Below are 21271 nucleotides of genomic sequence, written 5' to 3'. Positions count from 1 at the left end.
CATGACGCCCTCGGGCGATCCCAGCGCGCTGATCGACGCGATGGCGCGGGCAGAGCGCTTCTCCCCTTTTCTATCTCTGTTGATGCGACGCGAGCCTGTGATCGTCGCAGCGGCCGCGGCGGGCACGCTGTCCCTTCCGGCGCAATCCGATGAAGACATGCCGGTGGCGCGCCGGTTGCGGCTGGAGCGGCGAGCCATTGCGCTGAGCGTGGCGCTGGGTGACCTCGCCGGTTGGCTCGACCTGACGCAGGTCACCTCCGCGCTGACCGACTTCGCCGATCGCGCGCTGGACGAGGCGATCCGCGCGGCGATCGCCGAACGCTATCCCGGCGAAGAGCCGCGCGGCTTCGCGGCGATCGCGCTCGGCAAACAAGGCTCGCGTGAGCTCAACTATTCGTCGGATATCGATCCGATCCTGATCTTCGACCCGCAAACCCTGCCGCGCCGCGTCCGCGAGGAGCCGGAAGAGGCCGCGGTCCGCATCGCCAAGCGGGCGGTCGAACTGCTGCAGGCGCGCGACGGCGACGGCTATGTCCTGCGCGTCGACCTGCGCCTGCGGCCCTCGCCGGAAGCGACGCCGATCGCGCTGCCGGTGAACGGAGCCATCGCCTATTACGAAAGTCAGGCGCTGGCGTGGGAGCGCGCCGCCTTCATCCGTGCACGCGCGGCGGCCGGGGACCTCGCCTTGGGGCAGCGCTTCCTTGATGCGGTGCGGCCGTTCGTGTGGCGGCGGACGCTCGATTTCGGGGCGGTCGGCGAAATCCGCGACCTCTCGCGCCGCATTCGCGACCACCACGCGCAGGGTCAGCGGCTCGGACCCGGCTACGACCTCAAGCGCGGGCGCGGCGGCATTCGGGAGGTCGAATTCTATGCCCAGATCCACCAACTGATCCACGGCGGCCGCGATCGCGCGTTGCGGGCGCCCGCTACCCGCAACGCGCTGGAGGAACTCGCCATCGCGGGGTGGATCGACGTGGACGACGCCAGGGGGTTGGCGAACGCGTACACGCTGCTGCGGACGATCGAGCACCGCGTGCAGATGATCGACGATCGCCAGACTCATGCGCTGCCGACCGGTGCCGCGCTGGACGCGGTGGCGGGACTGCACGGGCTGGAAAACGGCGAGGCGCTGATCGCGTTGCTGCGCGAGCCGACCGAACGGGTCGGGCGTGTCTACGACGCGCTCGATGACGACAAGCGGGCAGGCGTGTCGCGCGACCCCGTGATGCTTGCCGACGAACTGGCGGCGGCGGGGTTCGCCGAGCCGGACACGGCGGCACAGCGAATCGGTACATGGCGCGCCGGCACCTATGCGGCATTGCGCAGCGCGGCGGCGCGCGACGCGCTGGAGGCGGTGCTGCCGGTGCTGGTCGAGGCGTTGGGCCGCGCGCCCGAGCCGATGCGCGCGCTGACCCGGCTCGATGGCGTGCTGGAGAGGATGCCGAGCGCAATCAACGTCTTCCGTCTGCTGGAGGCGCGGCCCGGGCTGGCGGAACAACTCGCGACGATCCTCGCGCATGCCGCCCCGCTGGCCGACGAGCTCGCGCGGCAACCGGCGCTGATCGACGGCCTGATCGACGCCTCCGCGCTGGAAGAGGTCGGCACCGTCGACCAGTTGGCAGATCGGATGCGCGGCGGGGATGTCGCGGACTATCAGGCGCGGCTGGATCATGTCCGCCGCGTCGTGGGAGAGGCGCGGTTCGCACTGGGCGCGCAGATCGTGCTCGGCGCGTCCGATCCGCTCGCCGTCGCCGCCGGCTATGCGCGGGTGGCGGAGGCGGCGGTGGCGGTGCTGGCAGAGGCTGCGCTGGCGGAGTTCCGTCACGCGCACGGCTGCGTCCCGGATAGCGAGTTCGTGATCCTCGCATTGGGCCGGCTCGGTGGCCAGGCGCTGACGCATGCGTCGGACCTCGACCTCGTCTATCTGTTCACCGGCGATTTCGCAGCCGAGTCCGACGGTGCCAAGCCGCTGGGCGCGACGCTCTATTACACGCGGCTGGCTAGCCGCGTGACGGCAGCGTTGTCGGTCGCGACGGCGGCGGGGCCACTCTACGAGGTCGATACGCGCCTGCGGCCATCGGGCGCGCAGGGGCCGTTGGTCGTGACCGTCGACAGCTTCGCACGCTACCAGCGCGAGGAGGCGTGGACGTGGGAGCATATGGCGCTTGCGCGGGCGCGGGTCGTGTTCGGTTCATCGGAGGCACGCGCGGGGGTGTCCGCGATCGTTGCCAACGTTCTTGCGGGTGATCGACCGGTTCGCGATGTGGCCGACGAGGCGCGATCGATGCGGGCCGAAATGGCGAAGCATAAACCCGCCAAGGGCCCCCTCGACGCCAAGCTGCTGCCCGGGGGGCTGGTCGATCTGGAGTTCGCCGTCCACGTTCTGCAGCTTACGCACCGCACCGCGTTCGACCCGCATCTGGGTCGGGCGATCGACGCACTCGCGGCGGCAGGGCTGGTGCCGCCGGAGACGCGCGCATCCTACGACCTGCTCGCGCGCCTGCTGGTGACGATGCGCCTCGTCGCGCCCGATGCCGAGCCCCCGGCAGAGGCGACGCGAGCGCTGGTCGCAGCGGCGTTGCGGCTGCCCGGTTGGGAGGCGGTGGTTGCCAGCCTCGATCATGCCCGGCAGGAGGTCGGGCGATTGTGGAACGGAGTGGCATGATGGACAGGATACCTGCGGTGACCGTCACCGGACCGGCTGGCCCGATCGATCTCGCGGCGGTCGGCACGCCGCTGGTCGTGTACTTCTACCCCAAGGACGACACGTCCGGATGCACGCGCGAGGCGCAGGATTTCACCGCCGTCGCACCCGACTTCGCGGCGGCAGGAGTGCGCGTCATCGGTGTGTCGAAGGATAGCACCGCCAGCCACGTGAAGTTTAGCGCCAAGCACGCGCTGGCGGTCGAACTCGCCAGCGACGAGGACGGCAGCGTCTGCGAGGCATTCGGCGTGTGGGGTGAGAAGAAGCTATACGGCAAGACGTATATGGGCATCGAGCGGGCGACGTTCCTGTTCGCCGCCGATGGCTCGCTGGTGCGCGACTGGCGCAAGGTGCGCGTACCCGGTCATGTCGAGGCGGTCTTGGAGGCCGCCCGCGCGCTGTAATGAACAGCGTTGCCGACGCCTGCCGCGATGTGCTCCTCGCCGCGGAGCCGCTCGAGAAAGTTCGTACGGCGCGGTCGGTGGCGCGCGCATGGCGGCGCGGGGCGCTCGATCATCGGTTCGACACGGCGATGCCCGAGGCCCCGGCGCGGCCTGCACTGCCCGAGCTGTTGCCACCCCATCGCATGCCCAAGCGGGGGCGGGGAGGATCGGAGCGGGGCCGGCTCGCACTGCTCCACGCTCTGGCGCATATCGAGTTCTCGGCGATCGATCTGGCATTCGACGTCGCGGGACGGTTCGGCGGTCAGTTCCCGCGCAGCTTCGTCGACGATTGGCTTTCGGTGGGGGCGGACGAGGCGATGCATTTCGCGATGCTCGACCGGCGGCTGAAGCAGCTGGGCTCGTTCTACGGCGATCTGCCGGCGCATGCCGGGCTGTGGGAAGCGGCGGCGGAGACGGCGCACGATGCCGCGGCCCGGCTGGCGGTGGTGCCGATGGTGTTGGAGGCGCGCGGGCTGGACGTCACGCCGGAGACGGTCGCGCGGTTCGACGCGGCGGGCGATGCGAAGAGCGGCCGCATCCTGCATCGCATCTACACCGACGAGATCAGGCACGTCGGATTCGGCGCAAAATGGTTCGGCTATATCTGCGCGAATGCTGGAATTCAGCCCGCGCCACAGTGGCAAATGCTGGTCCGGCGGCATTTCCGCGGCCCGCTTAAGCCGCCGTTCAACGACTCGGCGCGCGCCTCTGCCGGTCTGACGCGGGACTTCTACGCGCCTCTTGCATCTGTCTGACCAATCCGGCCACACACGCTCAAGACTGAAGCGCGGTGGGGCTGCGGATCAGGATTGAGATGGACGAGCCGCCCGCGGCGATGCGGGACGGCGCTGATTTTTGGGGCTTGATGACCAACATTCGCTTCTCTGTCGCTGCCGCTGCCGCCGCGATGATCCTGGCTTCTCCGATCGCCGCCCAGACCAAGACGGTCGCGCAGGCACCCGCCGTTGGTGGCGAGTATATCCCCGCCAACAGCGCGGAGACGACCGCCGACCTGAAGGCCGACCAGCAGTTCCGCACGCTGTTCCAGACCTGGAAGAAGCTCGATACAGCGACGACCGGCGGACAGGGCGCGATTGCGATCCCCTCGGTGCAGCCCGTCACGAAGCTTCAGTTCACCAGCAATTTCGGTATCCGCTCGGACCCGTTCCGCGGCTCGGCGGCGATGCATGCCGGCGTCGACATTCCCGGTCCGGTCGGCACGCCGATCTACGCCACCGCCGATGGCATCATTGCCCATGCCGAGCGACTCGGCGGCTACGGCAACATGGTCGAAATCAATCACGGCAAGGGCATCGCGACCCGCTACGGCCATTTGTCGAAGATCCTCGTCAGCGATGGTACCCGCGTCCAGCGCGGCCAGCTGATCGCGCTGATGGGCTCGACCGGCCGTTCGACCGGCCCGCACCTCCATTACGAGGTTCGCATCGACGGCCACGCCGTGAACCCGATCCCCTTCCTGACCACCGCCGACTATCTGCTCGCGTCGCAGGATCGCAGCGTTCATCAGATTCCGGTGTCGGTCGACGGACCTGCCGCTCAAGACTGACCGGTTGCCGCAGCGTCGACCGAAGCCTATCTGTCGCGCATGGCCACTCTCGCTTCCGACCCCTCTACTGTCGACGTTGCTCCCGTCGATATCGCGCTGACCCCCGCAGCCGCGGCGCGGGTGGCGGCGATCGCACAACGTCAGAATAAGCCGGCGGTGCTGCGCCTGTCCGTCGATGGCGGCGGCTGTTCGGGGTTCCAGTACAAGTTCGGCCTCGCCGATGCACCGGAAGAGAGCGACACCGTCGCGGAAACCGACGGCGTCCGCTTGGTCGTGGACGATATCAGCCTCGACCTCGTGCGCGGTTGCTCGGTCGATTACGTGGAATCGCTTGGCGGTGCGGCGTTCCGGGTCGAGAACCCGCAGGCGGCATCGGGCTGCGGCTGCGGCACCAGTTTCGCGATCTGACGCACTTGAAGATCGTCACCTACAACGTCAACGGCATCAAGGCTCGGCTGCCCCGCGTCGTCGAGTATCTGACCGAAGACCAGCCCGACATCGTTTGCCTTCAGGAACTCAAATCGAGCGACGAGACGTTCCCGCTGAAGGAGATCGAGGACGCCGGCTACGGTGCGCTTTGGCACGGCCAAAAGGCGTGGAACGGCGTCGCCGTGCTTGCCAAGGGGACGACACCGGTCGAGCGGCAGCGCGGGCTGGAGGGCGAGCCGGAGGACGAGCATAGCCGCTATCTGGAGTGCGAGGTTCACGACCTGATCGTCGCGTCGCTGTATCTTCCTAACGGCAATCCCCGGCCCGGTCCGAAGTTCGATTACAAGCTGCGCTGGATGGAGCGACTCGCCCAGCGCGCGGCGGCGATCCTTGCGGAGGAGCGCCCGGCGGTGCTGGCGGGCGATTACAACGTCATCCCCAACGACGACGATACCTATTCGGTGCGCGCGATGCAGGAGGATGCGTTGATGCAGCCGGAGAGCCGCGCCGCCTATCGCCGTTTATTGGCGCAGGGCTGGACCGATGCGCTGCGCACGCGCGAGCCCAAGGGTGGCGTGTGGACATTCTGGGATTATCAGGCGGGTGCGTGGCAACGCGATGCGGGGTTCCGGATCGACCATCTGCTGCTGAGTCCGCAGGCCGCGGATCGATTGGTCGGGGCTGGCGTCGACAAGGCGTATCGTGGGCGGGAAAAGGCGAGCGATCACGCGCCGACCTTCGTGACGTTGCGATGAAGCGGCTGGCCGCTGCCGCGCTGATGATGGCTCCCGCGGTGGCTTGGGCACAGGACGAGCCGCGCTTTTGCCCGAACAGTCCCTCGCTCGAAAGTTCGGCCTGCACGACGGAGCCGGGTCGCGTCCATGTCGAGGCGACGCTGGGCGACTGGCAACTGGAGCGCAACGCGGATCAGCGGATCGACACGGTGTTGGCGGGCGACGTACTCGTCCGCGCCGGCGTCGGCCCGTCGACCGAGGTGCAGCTCGAATGGACGCCTTATGGTCATGTCCGCACTCGCGACCGGGCGACGGGCTTGGTCGAGAAGCAGGCGAGGGTCGGCGACGTAACGTTGGGCGTTCGCCAGAACCTGCGCAATCCCGACGGCAAGGGCCTGTCCTTCGGCATCCAGCCTTCGGTTACGCTTCCGGTCGGTCGTTCGCCGGTCGGGGCGGGGGACTGGGCCGCGGGCGTGGTTCTACCCGTCACCTACGACCTGACGGACACAATCAACATCGGCACGACCGGTGAACTCGACGCGGCCGTCGACGAGGATGGTCATGGCCGACATTTTCAGGGCAGCATGGTCGCCGCAGTGGCGATCGAGATCAGCGACGCCTTCTCCACGACGATCGAGGCGCAGGTGATGCGTGACGACGATCCCTCCGGCGCGACGACGCAGGCGGTGGCCGGATTGGGTTGCTTGTGGACGGTCGCCCCGCGCCGGGCCTTCTTTGCGGAAGCGGTCGGTGGGTTGAACCACGCCGCGCCTGACGTCCGGTTATACGCGGGGATCGCCGCACTCTTTTAGGTCTACAGACGTTCTGCGCCAACAGTTGGTGAGAAACATCGCAGATCGGCGGCGCCTGGAAGTCCGCAGCACGCAACAACGGCTGAATTGCGTGGATTCGTGTTTGGCACGGCTAATGCAGTGGACCTCATGAAGCCGGAATGGACCGGCTCGCAAGAGGGAAACACCGCCATGCTGATCGCCATTCTCGCTTCCGCCGCCGCCACGATGACCGCACAGCCCTTCCCCGCCGCATCGGCCTGGGGTGCCACGATGAACCAGCAGATGCTGCACACGGCACTGCGCGCTCCCGAGCGTCCCGTGACGAAGGGAACGACCTATTGCTTCCTCGACGATGTCACCGCCCGCGGCTCCGTGCGGAAGGTCTGCCGCAGCCGTCAGGCCTGGAACCGCCTGGGCCTCGACCCCGCGATCTGATCGTCCTGCTGAAACGCAGTGGCGGCAACCCCGGACGCGGGGCGGCCGCTACAGCGTCCGTTCGTAGACCTGATACACCTTGTTGATCTCGCAGTTGATCGTCGTCGCGATCGACCGCATCCCCTGATTGTCGTCGAGGATCCAGCCGATCTCGCCCCGGCTTGCGCCGTAATGCTTGATCGAGGCGCGGCGGATGTACTCGATCATCATGAAAGCGAGCTGGCTCGCCATCCGTGACGCCTGCAGCTCCTTCACCACACCCATCAACGGCACGCGCATCGTGCGGACCTGCGGCTTGCGCAACCACAGCAGCAGCTTGGCCCAGCCGAACGGCAGCAGCGATCCGTTGAGCGGCTTGATCGCCTCGTTCAGGTCGGGAAGCGTGATCATGAACGCGACTGGTCGTCCGTCGAGTTCGGCGATGCGGATCAGGTCGTTGAACACGATCGGCTTTAATTTGACGCCGACATCCTTGATCTCGGGCGGCGTCAACGGCACGAAACCCCAATTGTCGGACCATGCGTCGTTCAGGATCGCCAGGATCGTCGCGGCTTCCTCGTCGAACTTCGCCTTGTCGACCTCACGGATGCGGATGCGCTCGTTCTTCTCGCCCGACTTGATGATCCGCTGGACGATCGGCGGAAATTCTTTCGTGATGTCGAGGTCGTAGGTCAGCAACTGCTTGACGGGTGCATAGCCCGCCGCCTCGATCCAGCCGCGATATTCGGGCTTGGCATGGCCCATCATGATCGTCGGATCGTGATCATAGCCCTCGATCAACAGACCCGGCTCTTCCCAGATCGACATCGAGATCGGGCCCAGCGCCCGCGTCATACCCTGATCGCGCAGCCATTGTTCCGCACTGGCGAGCAGCGCCCGGAACACGCTATCATCCTCCGCCTCCATCAGCCCCCATTGTCCGACGCCGGGGCCGAACCCCTGAGCAGGGTCCATCGTCAGCGCCAGCGTGTCGATGTGCGCGGAGATGCGGCCGACGATCTGGCCACTGCGTTCGGCGAGGAAAAGCTGCGCCTTGGCGTGGCTGAACCATCCGTTGTTCGCCGGTGTGATGAGGCCAAGCGCCTCGTTCTTCAGCGGCGGCACCCAGTGCGGATCGTTCGCGTAGAGGCGGAACGGCAGGTCCACGAATGCCTTGCGATCCCGCTTGCTGTCGATCGGGCGGATGACGGTATCACTCATGTTCGATCGTTTAACCGGCGCATCCGATCATGGCGAGTGAAGTTTCCGTCAGGGCTTTCGGTGTGCGCGACCTGTAAAGGTCATCCTGTCGCCACTATTTCGGTGTGATGGATACCCTGATGACGAGCATGACCCTGGATCGCACCGCAACGGCGCCTGTCGCGGGCACGAGGAGGATCGCCGACGACAAGGCGATGCTGCGCGCTGCGGCGGACCTGACGCGTGAATTGTCGCAGCCGAAGCCCGCCATTTACTGGGCGGACCTGATCGCGTCCGCGGTGGTGGGTTACGGAGCGCTTGCCGTGGCGGTGACCACGTTGTCGGCGTCCGTTGTCGTGGTGGCGGGGATCGTCGCCATGCTGGGCCTGTACCGGGCGATGAGCTTCATCCACGAAGTCAGCCACATGAAGCATGGTAGTGTGCCGCATTTCCGGCTGGGCTGGAACCTGCTGGTCGGCATCCCGATGCTGATCCCGTCCTTCATGTATGAAGGCGTGCACAATCTGCACCACGCCAAGACCCGCTATGGCACGGTCGAGGACCCGGAGTATCTGCCGCTGGCTTTGATGAAACCGTGGACGCTGCCGCTGTTCATCGTTGTGTCGGCGCTGGCGCCGGTCGCGCTGCTGTTCCGTTATGCGATCCTGTCGCCGCTGTCGGTGGTGGTCCCGTCGCTGCGTCGGGCGATCGTCGAGCGTTATTCGGCGTTGGCGATCAATCCGCAGTTCCGCCGTCGCGCGCCGGAAGGTGCCGCCGCTATCTACTGGAACCGGATCGAGGCGGCGGCGAGCATTTGGGCGATCGCGCTGGTGGCGATGGTCGCGACGGGCGTCATCCCGCTGCGCGCGTTCGGCATCGCAATGCTGATCGCCTCGGCGGTCGCTGTGATCAATCAGGTGCGTACCCTGGTCGCGCATCTGTGGGAGAATGAGGGCGAGCCGATGAGCGTTACCGCCCAGTATCTCGACACCGTCAACGTGCCGCCGCCGTCGCTGCTGCCGGCCCTCTGGGCACCGGTCGGCCTCCGCTATCACGCGCTGCATCACCTCCTGCCGAGCGTGCCCTACCACGCGCTGGGCGAGGCGCACCGCCGGCTGACGGCGATTCTGGAAGCGGAATCGCCTTACCACAAGGCCAGCTATCCGGGCTTGCCGGGACTGGTGTGGAAGATCGGGCGATCGACGATGGGGCGTCGCTGACCGGCTGCTAGCCCGCGTGGCTTGTCGCCAAGGTTCTGGCCAACGCCAGCCGCTTGGCGACTTCCTTCGCGATAGCGTCTTCGATCACATTCCGCTTCTCGGCCGGCATGGCTTTCAAGGCGTCCTCGGTGAGTTCCATGTCCTCCAGGACGTCCCGGCGCGCGCGCTCGGCGGGCGTCATCCTCGCTTCCTTCTCGAACGCCGTGAGCGCGTCGCGCAGTTTGTCGGACGGCATCGGCGGTGCCGAGGCATCGACGGTCCGAGGTGCGGACGCCTTTGTACCAGACGCCGCAGGCTTATCGTGCGGTAGCGCGAAAGCTCCGGCGGAACTCGGCAGCGACGGGGACGGCGCAACGATTGACAGGCTGGAGATCGACGACAGGCGCATGGTGCGGGCTCCGGCAGACGGACGGGAGCCATCGATCTAGGACGTCGTGGTTAACACCTATTCCTCGGTGCGGAACAAGACCGCTTCGCCGATCAGCAGGAACAGGAGGAAAGGTGCCCAGGCCGCCAGGAACGGCGGATAGGCACCGAGGTTGCCCATCGCCAGCGCGAACTTGTCGGCGATGAAATAGGTGAAGCCCAGCGCCATGCCGATGACGGCGCGCACGAACAGCTTGCCCGATCGCGCTACGCCGAACGCCGCGACGCCGCCGAGCAGCGGCATCAGCACCGCCGACAACGGCCCCGACAATTTATGCCAGAGCGATCCCTCCAGCGCCTTGGTAGGTCTACCGGCGCCGGACAAATCCTCGATCGCGGCCTTCAACGCCCCCAGCGACAGCCCATCGGGATCGACCGTTGCCAGCGTGAACTGATCCGGGCGGGCGTCGCGACCGACGACGATCGAAGGGATACGGACCTGCTGCCCCGAGGCCACGTCGAAGCGGAGCGCCGGGCCGATCCGCCAGCCGCCACCGGGCTGGAACCGCCCGATCGGCGCGCGGACGATCGCCGCCAGATTGCCGCCGGCGCGATCGTACAGCGTGACGTTGCGCAATACGGTATTCGCACCGCGCCCCTGCGTCTGCTCGACCTCGATCAAGTCGTCGCCGTCGCGCACCCACACGTTCGATCGGTCGCCGCGATCGATTGGCATCGGTCCGTAATTGACCTTCTGCCATTGGTTGAGCGTGGCGGTGGCGCGGCTGGCGATACGGTCGTTGAAGGCGAACGAGATGATCGCGACCCCGAAGCTGGCGAGCAGCAGCGGGGCCAGCACCTGATGCGCGGACAGACCGGCGGCTTTCAGCGCGATGATCTCGCTGTTCTGGTTCATGGTCGCCAGCGTCAGGATCGTACCGAGCAGCACCGAAAACGGCAGGACGAAGGCGATGATCTGCGGCGCGCGCAGCGAGACATAGGTCCACACCTGCGCCTGCCCGTTGCCCGGCACCTCCAAGATGTTGCCGGTTTCCGACAGCAGGTCGAGCGCTTGCAGGATCAGGACGATGGCGGCCATGATCGCGAAGGTGCGGACGAGGAACAGACGCGCCATGTACCAGGACACGGTGCGTGACGGGAAAAAACTCATCGCCTTCACGCCGGCATCTCCTCACGCCGGCGACCGGGCAGTCGGCGCAGGATCGCCTTGCCGAGCTTGCCGAAACCGCGTTCCAGTGCGCCGATCGGCTGCCCGCCGGGGACATAGGCGATCTGGTAGTACATCCAGAATACCAGCCCCGCGAACACGAGGAACGGTCCCCAAAGGGCGATCACCGGATCGACCCGGCCCAGCGCGCCGATGTCCGACGCATATTGGTTCACCTTGTGATAGGTTACGATCATCACGATCGACAGGAATACCCCGAGCGAGGACGACGACCGTTTCGGCGGGATCGCCAGCGCCAACGCGAGCAACGGCAGCAGGAACATCGTCGCGACCTCGACCAGTCGGAAGTGGAATTCCGCCCGGCTCGACGCGCGCAATCCCTGATTGGTCGTAGCCTTCCCCAGCTTGGCCAGTTCGGGCAGCGTGAATTCCAGGTTGCGGCCGCCGCGCTGCCGGAAATTCTCGAACTTTGGCAGGTTGATCGGCAGATCGTGGGCGGAGAAGGTCAGCACCCGCGGCACCTTGAACTCGGGCCGGTTGTGGACGAGCGTGCCGTTGGTCAGCCGGAAGATGATGACGTTCGGATCGTCGGTTGCCATGAAGCGGCCATGCTCCGCGGTCACGCCGATCCAGTCGTTCTTCGGCGTCTGGACATGGACGAAGATGCCGCTCAGGTCGCGCCCCTTGTCGCGGCTTTCCTCGATCCGCATCGTCATCCGATCGCCGAGGTGGGTGAACTCGCCGACCTTGATCGACGCGCCCAGCGCGCCGGTGCGCAGCTCGAACCGCAATCCTTCGTAATAATAGCGGGCGATCGGCTGGACATAGCCGACGATCGCCAGATTGATCGCGGCCAGCAGGATCGCGAACATGTACGGCACGCGCAGCAGCCGGGTGTAGCTCATCCCGACACCGCGCATCACGTCGAGCTCCGACGTGGAGGACAGCCGCCGGAACGCGAGCAGGATGCCGAGCATCAGGCCGATCGGAATGCCGAGGCCCAGATACTCCGGCAGCAGGTTCGCGAGCATCCGCCAGACGACGCCGATCGGCCCACCCTGGGTCGCGACGAAGTCGAACAGCCGGCCGATGCGATCGAGGACCAGCAGCATCGACGCAATCGTCAGCGTCGCGAACAGCGGCACCGCGATCAGGCGCGCCATGTAGCGATCGATCGATTTCATCGGAGGGGAGGCTCGGTCAGCAAGATGGCGCGGGTATAGGCGCAGCAGCGCCAGCCTGTCAGGGGGAAAATCCGGGTATCTGGCTGGCTTCGGTTAGAAGCGGGTCACTCTGCGGCGATCTGTTCCGGCGGCGGGGCGCTCCGCAGCATCGACGCGGCGATGGCGCGTTCCAGCCCGGCGAGCGTGAACGGCTTGCGCAGGACGTGATGCTCCCCGAACTCGGCAGCATTGGCCTCTCCCGCGAAACCAGTGACGAACAGGACCGCGACGTGCGGGAACGCCTGTGCGAAGCCTGCCACCATTTCCGGTCCGGTCTGGCGCGGCATGAGGACATCGGAGATCACCAACTCGACGTGGGGGTTGCGCGCGAGCAGTTCCGGGGCGGCAAGCGGATCGCTGCACGACACCGTGCGGTGGCCGAGTTCCTCCAGCGCCCCCATCGTTGCCGCCAAAACGCGCGGATCGTCCTCGACGACGAGGATGTCGTATCCCGCGCGGTCGACGTTGGCCGGCATCGCCGCGGCGCGGGCGGGCGCTTTGGTGACGATGGTCGTGTCCCGCGGCAGATACAGCGTGACGGCGGTGCCCTCGCCGGGAGCGGTGTCGATCGTGATCTCGCCCGACTGGCTGCGCACGAACGCGAAGATCTGCGACAGACCGAGCCCGGTGCCCTTGCCGGCTTCCTTGGTGGTGAAGAACGGCTCGAACACGCGGTCCGCAACCTCTGCGGTCATGCCGCACCCGTTGTCGCGGACTGTGACCGTAACGTAGTCGCCCGCCGCGCAAGCACCGACCTGCTCGGCGGCTAGCGACGTCGCGCCGGTGACGATCGCAATGGTGCCGCGGCCGTCGACCGCGTCGCGTGCATTGACGGCCAGGTTGACGATGACGTTCTCGAGCTGGACCCGGTCGGCCCGCACGCGCCAATCCCCCGCATCGTTGCGCGTGACCAGCGTGACGCCGTCGCCCAGCGTACGATCGAGCAGGTCCGTCATGTCCTCCACCAGTTCGGCGGCCGCTATCGGTTCCGGCTTCAGCGCTTCCTCGCGGCTGAACGCCAGCAGCCGGCGCGTCAGGGCCGCGGCCCGGTCGGCGCCTTCTGCTGCGCTGTCCAGATGCCGTGCGGCGGCGGTCGGATCGGCGCGGACCGTGCGCTGCGCCAGCTCGATGCCGCCGATCACGACCGCCAGCATGTTGTTGAAATCGTGCGCGATCCCCCCGGTGAGCTGTCCCACCGCCTCCATCTTCTGGACCTGGCGCAGCTTCGCTTCCTGTTGGCGCAACTCGGCACTGGTCCGCGCCACCGCCTCCGCCAGCGCATCGGCATGTTCGCGCGCGGCGTCCGCATCGGCCCGAGCCAGCGCCCGCTCACCGACCGCGCGCAACGACAGCCAGCCGAGCAGGACCGCGCCGAGAACGATCAACAGGCCGAAGATCGCGAGCACGCCCGCGATGCGGCTGGACCGTTCGACCGTGTCGGTGGCGGTGGCGACACGCTGTTGCAGCAGCGAGCGCTCCCGCCCGATAATCGCATTCAGGTCGTGGTTGATCTCGTTGAGGGCCGGTGCCTTTCTGGCCTGATAGTAGCGCGCATAGGCCTGACTGTTGCGACCGTAACTGGTGGACAGCGCGGTGACCGAAAGCTCTTTGCCGCGCGCTTCATAGGCTTTGCGCAACTGCTCGATCGCCGGGCCTTGACCCGGATTGTCGTAGGTCAGCCGGTCGAGCCGGTCGATCTGCGACCCGGCGAGCAACCATTCGTCCCAGTAGATTTGCCCCTGGGACTTGTCGCCGGAGATCACGTAGCGCCCCAGCGACGCCTCCGCCCGCGCGATCGTCCCCGACAGCGTGCGGGCGAGGATCATGACGTCGTAGCTATGCGTCTGCAATTGGAGCGCCCGGTCACGCTCCCGATCCGCACCTCGAAGCGTGAGGACGAGCGCGATCAGCACCGCAGCGGCCAGCAGCGCCATCGCCCCGAGCGAGACGGTCTGCCACCGCGTGACGCCGCCCCGCTTCACGCCATCGTCGTGTTCACGCTCCACGCCATCAACATACATCCATCGCCTCCGCCTGCAAAGCGGGCGACGTAGATCAGCCGATAACCCCCACGGCTCGTCCCGCGGCGCGGAACATCGTCAGGACGGTTGCGATCTGTTCGGCCGTATGCTCCGCGCAGATCGAGCAGCGCAGCAGGAACGTACCGGCGGGCGTCGCCGGCGGACGCGCGACGTTGACGTACAGTCCACCGTCGAGCAGCGCCTGCCAGATACCCACTGCCTGTTGCTGGTCCTCCAGGATCACCGCGACGATCGCGCTTTCGGGTGTTTCGGTGCCCAGCATGAAGCCCATCGCCTTCAGCCCGCCGTGAAGTGCGCGGGCGTTTTCCCACAGCCGTGCACGCTTCTCGTGCGCGACCGCCAGCTTGCGGATCGACGTGGCGGCGGTCGCCACCACCGACGGCGGCAGGCTGGCGGTGAAGATGTACGGGCGGCAGGCGAGGCGGATCGCCTCGAACTTCGGGTGGTTCGACACGCAGAATCCGCCGACCGTGCCGACCGATTTGGAGAAGGTGCCGACGATGAAATCGACGTCCAGCCCCTGATCCTCATACACGCCGCGGCCGTTCGGGCCGAAAAAGCCCATCGAATGCGCCTCATCGACCAGCACCATCGCGTCGTGCTTGCGGGCGACGGCGACCATCTCGCGCAGCGGCGCGATATCGCCGAGCATCGAGTACACGCCCTCCAGCACCACCAGCTTGGCCGGCTCCTTCGGCAGACGGCCGAGGCGCTTGTCCAAATCCTCGACCGAGTTGTGGCGGAAGCGGACGATCTCCGCATTACCCTGCGCACAGCCGTCGTAGATCGATGCGTGGCTGTCCGCATCGAGGATCACATACTCGCCCTTGGTCGCGAGCGTGGAGATCATGCCGAGATTGGCCATGTACCCGGTCGAGAACACGATCGCGCCGGACATGTCGTAGAAGTCGCGCAGCGCCTGTTCGACATCGACATGGTCTTGGAACGTGCCGTTGAGCATGCGGCTGCCGTTGGTGCCCGATCCGAACCGATCCAGCGCGATCTTGCCGGCGGCCACGACGTCGGGGTCGAACGTCATGCCCATGTAATTGTACGTGCCGAGCAGGATCGTGTCGCGGCCGGCGATCACCGCCTCGGTCGGCGACTTGACCTGTTCCATGACGATCGCGAACGGATCGGTGACGCCGGTGTCGATCAGCGCCTTGCGCTCCGCGATCAGGCCATCGAACTTCGACATCAGGTCGCGCTGTGGCGTGATCGCCGGCGGATCGAGATCGAGCGTCTCGGACTGAAATCCGGTCTCGGTCATGCGCGCAGCTTCTGGACCGCATCGACCAGCTGGCCGATGGTCTCGATCTCGGCCTGCATGTTCATCGTGATGATGATGTCGAACTCGTCCTCGATCGCCGCGACGAAATCCATCACGGTCAGGCTGTCCCACTCCAGGTCGCCCTGGAACGTGGTGGCATCGGTCAGCGCCACGCCCTTCTTGTTGAAGGGTTCGATCTGCGCGGTGACGGTATCGAAAATGCTCTGGCGGTCGCTCATCGTGGTTCCTTGCCGGAAGAATACGGCGGGCTTGCGGCTATAGCAGGGCGTGCGCCCGATACCACCGTGCGGTGTCGGCCAGCCCCTGCGGCGTTGGGATGGACGGTGTCCACAGCGCGGCGGGCGGCCGCTTCGCCGGATCGATCGTCCAGTCGGGGTGGCAGAGATAACCGACACGATCCGCGGTCAGCCGCGCTTCATGGCCGCGCAGCAGCCGGTCGGCGCGTGCGGCCAGTGCGAGCGCGGCGCGGGGAAGGTGGATCGGCAGCACGCGCCGGCCGACCGCATCGCCGATCGCGCGCGCATAATCGGCATGCGTCCAGCCGGCGGTGCCGTCGTCCGCCTCGTAGATCGCTCTTGGAGCCTCGTGGGTGGCAAGCGTCAGCAACAGCCGCGCGAGGTCGTCGACCGCGATCAACGACACACGCCCGCGCGGCGGCAGCAGCGCGAGCCGGTGGCGGGCGAGTTTATACAGGTCGAGCTGGTCGAGGTCGCCCGGGCCATAGATGCCGGGCGGGCGGACGATCGTCCAGGGCAGGGGGCTCCCTTCGACCAGCTTCTCCGCCTCGGCTTTGGACCATCCGTAGTTGGATAGCTGTGGCTCGCGTGCGGCCAACGAGGAGACGTGGACGAAGCGTCCGACATGCGTGCTGGCGGCGAGTATGGCGCGCGTACCGTCAATGTTGCCGGCGGCGAACGCTTCGCGGGTCGGCACGTTGACCACACCGGCGACGTGCACGACCGCATCGGCTCCGGCGGTCAGGTCGACAGGATCGGACAGCGTGCCGTCGACCCACGTCACGCCGGCTCGGTCAGGCTGTGGCCGCCGGGTGAGCGCGCGGACGTGATGACCGGCCTCCAGCGCGTGGCGGATCAGGGTGCCGCCCACGAACCCCGTACCGCCGGTGATGGCGAGGATCACAGGGTGCGGCCCCGATGCTGGACCTGGCCGACTCCTGACGCGGCGTTCAGCCGCCATCCCAGCTCACCCCCGTCCGATGCCGCGATCCTAACTCGCTTCGGACGAAACGTTAAGGGCGCACTGATCTCCGGCCACCACCCGGCAGACTGCCTCAAGGCCGGCACTCGTTTCACAACATCGCCAGATGGCTGCGATGCACCAGCGCCGCCCGCGGTGCATAGCCCAGGATCGCCGCATGATCCTCACTGCGGCGGCCGAGCAGCCGGCGCGCATCGGCGGCATCGTATTCCGACAGGCCGCGCGCCAGAGGCCCCTCTGGCCCGGCGATCGTGACGAGGTCACCGCGCGCGAACGCACCCTCCACCGCGACCGCGCCCGCCGCCAGCAGGCTGCTGCCGCCCGCCAGTGCCGTGCCGGCCCCGGCGTCGATGCGGATCGTGCCGGCCGCGGTCAGGCCACCCGCCAGCCAGGCCTTGCGCGCGGACGCGCTACGCTCGGCAGCGAACAGCGTGTGCCGGCGTTCGCCCGACAACGGGCGATCGACCCGGCCCGACGCGATCGCGAGCGGAATACCGGCAGCGGTGGCGATGCGGGCCGCGGCGATCTTCGATATCATGCCGCCCGATCCCATGCCGGAGCCGGAACCGGCATCGGCCATGCCCGCGACATCCTCGATCCGTTCGACGCGGGGCACGTGACGGGCGGCCGGTTTTGTCTGAGGGTTGGCGTCGTAGAGCCCGTCGACATCCGACAGCAGCACGACGCCCTGCGCCGCCGCGGCCTGCGCGACGCGGGCGGCGAGGCGGTCATTATCGCCGAAGCGAATTTCTTCGGTGGCGACGCTGTCATTCTCGTTGACGACGGGCACCACGTTCAGCCCGAGCAGCCGTCCCAGCGTCGCCGCAGCATTCAGGTAACGGCGACGGTCCTCCAGATCGCCGAGCGTCACCAGCATCTGCGCGGCGGTCAGCCCGTGATTGCCGAGCAGGTCCGCCCACACCTGCGCCAGCGCAATCTGGCCGGTCGCGGCGGCGGCCTGCGCATCCTCCAGGCTGGCGCGACCACCCTTGCTTAACCCCAGCCGCCGTGCCCCGAGCGCGATCGCGCCGGACGAGACGATTGCGACCTGCTGCCCGGCAGCTTTACGCTCGGCGACATCGGCGACCAACGTAGCCAGCCAGTCGCGCCGCACCGAGCCGTCTGGATCAACGAGCAGCGCCGAGCCGACCTTGACGATCAGGCGCTGGCACGTGGTGGGCGGGAAAAGCGGCATGTACCCGTCTTATCGTCCGCCCAACGTTCCGCCAATCGTCCGAAACGCCTTGGCGAAATGCGCCAACCGCGCGGCGCAAGTTGCGGACACTTGGCGCCCAGATGGGGCGAGATAGAGGGGCGCGAGAAGCAAGGGCGCGCTTTTCCGCCAGTCCTGCAAATTGGCACGGCTCCTGCGAAGCGTCCGGTAACACACCGACAGGAGCCAGACCGATGACCGATCTCCCCGCCGCCCAGCCCGACACCGAGTGGAAGAACCTTTTCGGCGTGTGCGGCTGCATCGCCGAGGACTTCGGCTTCAACCCGCTGTGGTTGCGCCTCGCCTTCGCGGCGCCGCTGATCTGGGCGCCGCTGGCGGTGCTCTCGACCTACGCGGCGCTCGGCGTGATCGTCCTCGCCTCGCGCCTGATGTTCCCGACCCGGAAGCGCGGCAAGGTCGCCGCCTCGGTTCCAGTGATCGTGGCGCAGCCGGAACAGGAGTTCCGGCTGGCCGCCTGATCGATCAGATCGGCGACCACTCCACGGCGTCTTCCTCGCCGTCGTCCGACACCGGCGAGTCGGCGGCGGGGCCGACGGCTTCGAGCAATTGATCGAGGACCCAGTCGACCCCGACGCCGCTGGCGCCCGACAGCGGGATGACGTCCGCGCCGCTGGCGTCCGCCAGTTCCTTCGACATCACCTCGATCAGTTCGTCGTCGAGCATGTCGATCTTGTTCAGGCCGATGACCACCGGCTTCTCGGCCAGCCCGGCCCCGTAAGCCTCCAGCTCCTCGCGGACGATGCGGTAGCTTTCGGCGACATCGGTGTCGTTGGCGTCGACGAGGTGCAGCAGCACGCGGCACCGCTCGATATGCCCCAGGAAACGGTCGCCGATGCCCGCCCCGTCCGCCGCGCCTTCGATCAGGCCGGGAATGTCCGCGACGACGAACTCGCGCTGCTTGTGGCGGACCACGCCCAGCTGCGGACGCGTCGTGGTGAAGGCGTATTCCGCGACCTTGGCCTGCGCGTTGGTCACCGCGTTGATGAAGGTCGACTTGCCGGCATTGGGCAGCCCGACGAGACCGACATCGGCCAGCAGCTTCAGCCGCAGCCAGACGTACGCTTCCTGCGAGGGCCAGCCGGTGCCGTGCTGGCGCGGGGTGCGATTGGTCGATGTTTTGTAGCTGGCGTTGCCGCGACCGCCGTCGCCACCGCGGAAGAACACCTCGCGCTGACCGACCTTCGTGAAGTCGAGCAGCACCTCCTCGCGGTCCTCGGACAGCACCTGCGTACCGACCGGGACCTTGATGACGAGATCGTCCCCACCGCCACCGGTGCGATTGCTACCGCTGCCGCCGCTGCCGCGCGGAGCCCGGAAATGCTGGGTGTAACGGAAATCGATCAGCGTGTTCAGCCCAGCGACCGCCTCGAATACGATGTCGCCGCCCTTGCCGCCGTTGCCGCCGTCGGGACCACCATATTCGATGAACTTTTCGCGCCGAAAGCTGACGGCGCCGGGGCCACCCGCGCCGGAACGGACGAAGATCTTGGCCTGATCGAGAAAATGCATCCGCCGCCCTTACGCGGGTTGCACGCTTTCGTCATCCCGTGCGGCTTCGGAGCCGAGCAAGGCCGCCAGCGCCAATTCCCGAGCACGGGTACGCGGCAGGCCCAGCGCGTCCGCCATCGGCTGGCCGAGCAGCGCATCGCCGAGCGCGAGCAGCACCAGTTGCAGCGTCTCCTCCGCGATCGGGCGGGTGCCGATGCCGGTCGCCTGCCCCAGCTGGTCGACGAGCCGGTGGATTGCGATCAGGATGGGATCGAGCGCGTCCCGGTTCCCCGACAGGATCATCCAGCTTGCCAGTGCGCCGGCCCCTTCCTTGTCGAACGCATCGAAGGTCAGGTCGACGATCGCGCGCGGGTCGCGCTGGCGGGCACGGGCGGCAAGCACCGCCTCGCCGATCGTTGCGGTAATGTCCGCCGCCATGCGCTCCGCCAGCGCCTTCTGAAGTCCTGCGGCCGACCCGAAATGGTGGAGCAGATTGGCGTGCGTCCGCCCCACCCGCCCCGCAACCGCCTTCAGCGTCACCGACTGCGGGCCGGTTTCGATCAGCAGCGCACGTGCGGCATCCAGCGCGACGCTGCGCGATTCGTCGGGACTCAACCGCCGGCGCGGGGAGGGGGCGATTGACATGATCGTGAGGGTGCTTTATTTACATTCGTGTAAGTAGAGGTCGAACCCCATCTTTGGAGAGTTTCGTGGCAAAGGCAAACTTGCGCGCGGCGATCACGCCCGCGGACCTGACGATCACGCCGCGCGACGTGCGGTTCGGGCGCGGCCATGTGATGAAGCGTTATTGGTTGAACGACGATCCGATCGCGACCGCGTTCTACAACGCGCTGTCGGTGACCTTCCCCAAGGGTGAGGCGTTCTTCGTCGAGAGCGTGCGGGCGTTTCGCGAGGGCGCGTCGCCGAAGCTGGCGGGCGAGATCCAGTCCTTCGTCAAGCAGGAGGTGATCCACAGCCGCGAGCATGTCGCGTTCAACCGGCACGTGGTCGATCAGGGATATGACGTATCGCTGCTGGAGCGGCATGTCGACGAGGCACTGGCGCTGACCAAGGGGCGGCCGCTGATCGCCAATCTGGCGGCGACGATGGCGCTGGAGCACTTCACCGCAATGCTGGCGCATGAGTTGATCGCCAACCCGGCGCATCTGAAGGGCGGCGATGCGCAGGCGGCCGGGCTGTGGCGCTGGCACGCGGCGGAGGAGATCGAGCACAAGGGCGTCGCCTACGACACCTGGATGCACGCGACGAAGGACTGGACCCGGTTCAAGCGCTGGAAGGTCAAGTCGATCGTCATGCTGCTGACCACGCAGCGTTTCTTTCAGGGTCGTCGCAAGGGCATGCTGGAACTGCTGCGGCAGGATGGCCTGACCGGTCCAAAGGTCTGGTGGCAACTGTTCTGGTACGCGTTCGGCCGCCCCGGCATGGCTCGCAAGGTCGCCGGCGTCTGGTTCAGTTACTTCCTACCTGGCTTCCACCCCTGGACCCACGACGACCGCGCCCTCATCGCGCTGGCGGAAAGCGAGTATGAGGACGCGCTGTTGCCGGGTGCCCGCAAGCTGGCGGTGGCGGCCTGAGGTCGGAAGGTTAGGCTAAGGTTAGTCCAATGCGGCTTTTCTGCGCCGCTCGAATCGGCACGTGCGAGTCATGGCGGGCGGTTCAAGGAGCGGTATCGATCGTCCGAAATATAGCGGTCG

22 protein-coding genes are annotated in these 21271 nt (G+C 67.1%); 11 read left to right on the top strand and 11 right to left on the bottom strand.

Features of this window, described 5'->3' with window-relative positions; genetic code table 11:
• The first annotated feature begins 1 nt into the window (after position 1).
• The 8 genes from AC0CH8_RS05600 to AC0CH8_RS05565 all read left to right on the top strand — a co-directional run bounded on the left by AC0CH8_RS05600 (position 2) and on the right by AC0CH8_RS05565 (position 7106).
• On the top strand, positions 2-2665 hold the full coding sequence (locus tag AC0CH8_RS05600; protein ID WP_465239161.1) for a bifunctional [glutamine synthetase] adenylyltransferase/[glutamine synthetase]-adenylyl-L-tyrosine phosphorylase: 2664 nt from the start codon (positions 2-4) through the stop codon (positions 2663-2665).
• Positions 2662-3108, top strand: coding sequence for a peroxiredoxin (locus tag AC0CH8_RS05595; protein ID WP_465239042.1), 447 nt, complete (start codon positions 2662-2664; stop codon positions 3106-3108). The genes AC0CH8_RS05600 and AC0CH8_RS05595 overlap by 4 nt, the downstream gene beginning before the upstream one ends.
• The gene (locus tag AC0CH8_RS05590; RefSeq protein WP_465239041.1) at positions 3108-3902 is read left to right on the top strand and encodes a ferritin-like domain-containing protein; all 795 of its coding nucleotides are present in this window, start codon (positions 3108-3110) and stop codon (positions 3900-3902) included. The genes AC0CH8_RS05595 and AC0CH8_RS05590 overlap by 1 nt, the downstream gene beginning before the upstream one ends.
• Before the next feature lie 59 nt (positions 3903-3961).
• The gene (locus tag AC0CH8_RS05585; protein ID WP_465239040.1) at positions 3962-4714 is read left to right on the top strand and encodes a M23 family metallopeptidase; all 753 of its coding nucleotides are present in this window, start codon (positions 3962-3964) and stop codon (positions 4712-4714) included.
• A gap of 39 nt (positions 4715-4753) precedes the next feature.
• Positions 4754-5122 carry a HesB/IscA family protein gene (locus AC0CH8_RS05580; RefSeq protein WP_465239039.1) on the top strand — a complete coding sequence of 123 codons (369 nt, stop codon included), beginning with the start codon at positions 4754-4756 and terminating at the stop codon, positions 5120-5122.
• A gap of 5 nt (positions 5123-5127) precedes the next feature.
• Complete coding sequence (xth, locus tag AC0CH8_RS05575) at positions 5128-5898, top strand: exodeoxyribonuclease III (RefSeq protein ID WP_465239038.1); 771 nt, start codon at positions 5128-5130, stop codon at positions 5896-5898.
• Positions 5895-6689, top strand: a complete 795-nt coding sequence (locus AC0CH8_RS05570; protein ID WP_465239037.1) for a transporter — start codon at positions 5895-5897, stop codon at positions 6687-6689. The genes xth and AC0CH8_RS05570 overlap by 4 nt, the downstream gene beginning before the upstream one ends.
• Positions 6690-6860: 171 nt before the next feature.
• Entirely contained in the window at positions 6861-7106 is a 246-nt protein-coding gene (locus AC0CH8_RS05565) for a hypothetical protein (protein WP_465239036.1), read from the top strand.
• A gap of 48 nt (positions 7107-7154) precedes the next feature.
• On the opposite strand, the gene AC0CH8_RS05560 is transcribed toward AC0CH8_RS05565, so the two are convergent.
• Positions 7155-8306: an N-acetyltransferase gene (locus AC0CH8_RS05560; RefSeq protein WP_465239035.1), complete on the bottom strand. Its 1152-nt coding sequence runs from the start codon at positions 8304-8306 to the stop codon at positions 7155-7157.
• A 128-nt stretch (positions 8307-8434) separates the two neighbouring features.
• Here AC0CH8_RS05560 and AC0CH8_RS05555 point away from each other — a divergent pair, with 128 nt between their 5' ends.
• Entirely contained in the window at positions 8435-9505 is a 1071-nt protein-coding gene (locus AC0CH8_RS05555; protein WP_465239160.1) for a fatty acid desaturase family protein, read from the top strand.
• Positions 9506-9512: 7 nt separating this feature from the next.
• Here the strand turns inward: AC0CH8_RS05555 and AC0CH8_RS05550 are convergent, their stop codons facing one another.
• From AC0CH8_RS05550 to proB, 8 genes are all read right to left on the bottom strand, one after another.
• Positions 9513-9893: a hypothetical protein gene (locus AC0CH8_RS05550; RefSeq protein WP_465239034.1), complete on the bottom strand. Its 381-nt coding sequence runs from the start codon at positions 9891-9893 to the stop codon at positions 9513-9515.
• Positions 9894-9950: 57 nt separating this feature from the next.
• Positions 9951-11042, bottom strand: coding sequence for an LPS export ABC transporter permease LptG (gene lptG / locus AC0CH8_RS05545; RefSeq protein ID WP_465239159.1), 1092 nt, complete (start codon positions 11040-11042; stop codon positions 9951-9953).
• Between the two features lie 5 nt (positions 11043-11047).
• Entirely contained in the window at positions 11048-12244 is a 1197-nt protein-coding gene (gene lptF, locus AC0CH8_RS05540; RefSeq protein WP_204195084.1) for an LPS export ABC transporter permease LptF, read from the bottom strand.
• Positions 12245-12348: 104 nt separating this feature from the next.
• The gene (locus tag AC0CH8_RS05535) at positions 12349-14304 is read right to left on the bottom strand and encodes an ATP-binding protein (RefSeq protein WP_465239033.1); all 1956 of its coding nucleotides are present in this window, start codon (positions 14302-14304) and stop codon (positions 12349-12351) included.
• Between the two features lie 34 nt (positions 14305-14338).
• On the bottom strand, positions 14339-15595 hold the full coding sequence (gene spt, locus AC0CH8_RS05530; RefSeq protein ID WP_465239032.1) for a serine palmitoyltransferase: 1257 nt from the start codon (positions 15593-15595) through the stop codon (positions 14339-14341).
• The gene (locus AC0CH8_RS05525) at positions 15592-15834 is read right to left on the bottom strand and encodes an acyl carrier protein (protein ID WP_055842064.1); all 243 of its coding nucleotides are present in this window, start codon (positions 15832-15834) and stop codon (positions 15592-15594) included. The genes spt and AC0CH8_RS05525 overlap by 4 nt, the downstream gene beginning before the upstream one ends.
• Positions 15835-15871: 37 nt before the next feature.
• Positions 15872-16756, bottom strand: a complete 885-nt coding sequence (locus AC0CH8_RS05520) for an NAD(P)H-binding protein (RefSeq protein WP_204195081.1) — start codon at positions 16754-16756, stop codon at positions 15872-15874.
• Between the two features lie 169 nt (positions 16757-16925).
• The gene (proB, locus tag AC0CH8_RS05515; RefSeq protein ID WP_465239031.1) at positions 16926-18029 is read right to left on the bottom strand and encodes a glutamate 5-kinase; all 1104 of its coding nucleotides are present in this window, start codon (positions 18027-18029) and stop codon (positions 16926-16928) included.
• Positions 18030-18241: 212 nt separating this feature from the next.
• Here proB and AC0CH8_RS05510 point away from each other — a divergent pair, with 212 nt between their 5' ends.
• Positions 18242-18526, top strand: a complete 285-nt coding sequence (locus AC0CH8_RS05510; protein ID WP_465239030.1) for a PspC domain-containing protein — start codon at positions 18242-18244, stop codon at positions 18524-18526.
• A gap of 4 nt (positions 18527-18530) precedes the next feature.
• On the opposite strand, the gene obgE is transcribed toward AC0CH8_RS05510, so the two are convergent.
• Positions 18531-19577 (bottom strand): GTPase ObgE, encoded by a 1047-nt coding sequence (gene obgE, locus AC0CH8_RS05505; protein ID WP_465239029.1) that lies wholly within the window; start codon positions 19575-19577, stop codon positions 18531-18533.
• A 9-nt stretch (positions 19578-19586) separates the two neighbouring features.
• Positions 19587-20201, bottom strand: coding sequence for a TetR/AcrR family transcriptional regulator (locus AC0CH8_RS05500; protein ID WP_465239028.1), 615 nt, complete (start codon positions 20199-20201; stop codon positions 19587-19589).
• Positions 20202-20254: 53 nt separating this feature from the next.
• On the opposite strand from AC0CH8_RS05500, the gene AC0CH8_RS05495 reads away from it, so the two are divergent.
• Positions 20255-21151 (top strand): metal-dependent hydrolase, encoded by an 897-nt coding sequence (locus tag AC0CH8_RS05495; RefSeq protein WP_465239027.1) that lies wholly within the window; start codon positions 20255-20257, stop codon positions 21149-21151.
• The last annotated feature ends 120 nt before the right edge of the window (positions 21152-21271 follow it).

It is taken from the genome of Sphingomonas sp. AC435 (assembly GCF_979253005.1).
Note: the sequence above shows the minus strand (reverse complement) of the source record. Positions and strands in the feature narration are given on the sequence as shown.

What these genes read in the sequence shown, in the direction of transcription:
- AC0CH8_RS05600 (WP_465239161.1), top strand. Translation starts at nt 2, where the DNA reads ATGACGCCCTCGGGCGATCCCAGCGCGCTGATCGACGCGATGGCGCGG.
- AC0CH8_RS05595 (WP_465239042.1), top strand. Translation starts at nt 2,662, where the DNA reads ATGATGGACAGGATACCTGCGGTGACCGTCACCGGACCGGCTGGCCCG.
- AC0CH8_RS05590 (WP_465239041.1), top strand. Translation starts at nt 3,108, where the DNA reads ATGAACAGCGTTGCCGACGCCTGCCGCGATGTGCTCCTCGCCGCGGAG.
- AC0CH8_RS05585 (WP_465239040.1), top strand. Translation starts at nt 3,962, where the DNA reads ATGGACGAGCCGCCCGCGGCGATGCGGGACGGCGCTGATTTTTGGGGC.
- AC0CH8_RS05580 (WP_465239039.1), top strand. Translation starts at nt 4,754, where the DNA reads ATGGCCACTCTCGCTTCCGACCCCTCTACTGTCGACGTTGCTCCCGTC.
- AC0CH8_RS05570 (WP_465239037.1), top strand. Translation starts at nt 5,895, where the DNA reads ATGAAGCGGCTGGCCGCTGCCGCGCTGATGATGGCTCCCGCGGTGGCT.
- AC0CH8_RS05565 (WP_465239036.1), top strand. Translation starts at nt 6,861, where the DNA reads ATGCTGATCGCCATTCTCGCTTCCGCCGCCGCCACGATGACCGCACAG.
- AC0CH8_RS05560 (WP_465239035.1), bottom strand. Translation starts at nt 8,306, where the DNA reads ATGAGTGATACCGTCATCCGCCCGATCGACAGCAAGCGGGATCGCAAG.
- AC0CH8_RS05555 (WP_465239160.1), top strand. Translation starts at nt 8,435, where the DNA reads ATGACCCTGGATCGCACCGCAACGGCGCCTGTCGCGGGCACGAGGAGG.
- AC0CH8_RS05550 (WP_465239034.1), bottom strand. Translation starts at nt 9,893, where the DNA reads ATGCGCCTGTCGTCGATCTCCAGCCTGTCAATCGTTGCGCCGTCCCCG.
- lptG (WP_465239159.1), bottom strand. Translation starts at nt 11,042, where the DNA reads ATGAGTTTTTTCCCGTCACGCACCGTGTCCTGGTACATGGCGCGTCTG.
- lptF (WP_204195084.1), bottom strand. Translation starts at nt 12,244, where the DNA reads ATGAAATCGATCGATCGCTACATGGCGCGCCTGATCGCGGTGCCGCTG.
- AC0CH8_RS05535 (WP_465239033.1), bottom strand. Translation starts at nt 14,304, where the DNA reads ATGTATGTTGATGGCGTGGAGCGTGAACACGACGATGGCGTGAAGCGG.
- spt (WP_465239032.1), bottom strand. Translation starts at nt 15,595, where the DNA reads ATGACCGAGACCGGATTTCAGTCCGAGACGCTCGATCTCGATCCGCCG.
- AC0CH8_RS05525 (WP_055842064.1), bottom strand. Translation starts at nt 15,834, where the DNA reads ATGAGCGACCGCCAGAGCATTTTCGATACCGTCACCGCGCAGATCGAA.
- proB (WP_465239031.1), bottom strand. Translation starts at nt 18,029, where the DNA reads ATGCCGCTTTTCCCGCCCACCACGTGCCAGCGCCTGATCGTCAAGGTC.
- AC0CH8_RS05510 (WP_465239030.1), top strand. Translation starts at nt 18,242, where the DNA reads ATGACCGATCTCCCCGCCGCCCAGCCCGACACCGAGTGGAAGAACCTT.
- obgE (WP_465239029.1), bottom strand. Translation starts at nt 19,577, where the DNA reads ATGCATTTTCTCGATCAGGCCAAGATCTTCGTCCGTTCCGGCGCGGGT.
- AC0CH8_RS05500 (WP_465239028.1), bottom strand. Translation starts at nt 20,201, where the DNA reads ATGTCAATCGCCCCCTCCCCGCGCCGGCGGTTGAGTCCCGACGAATCG.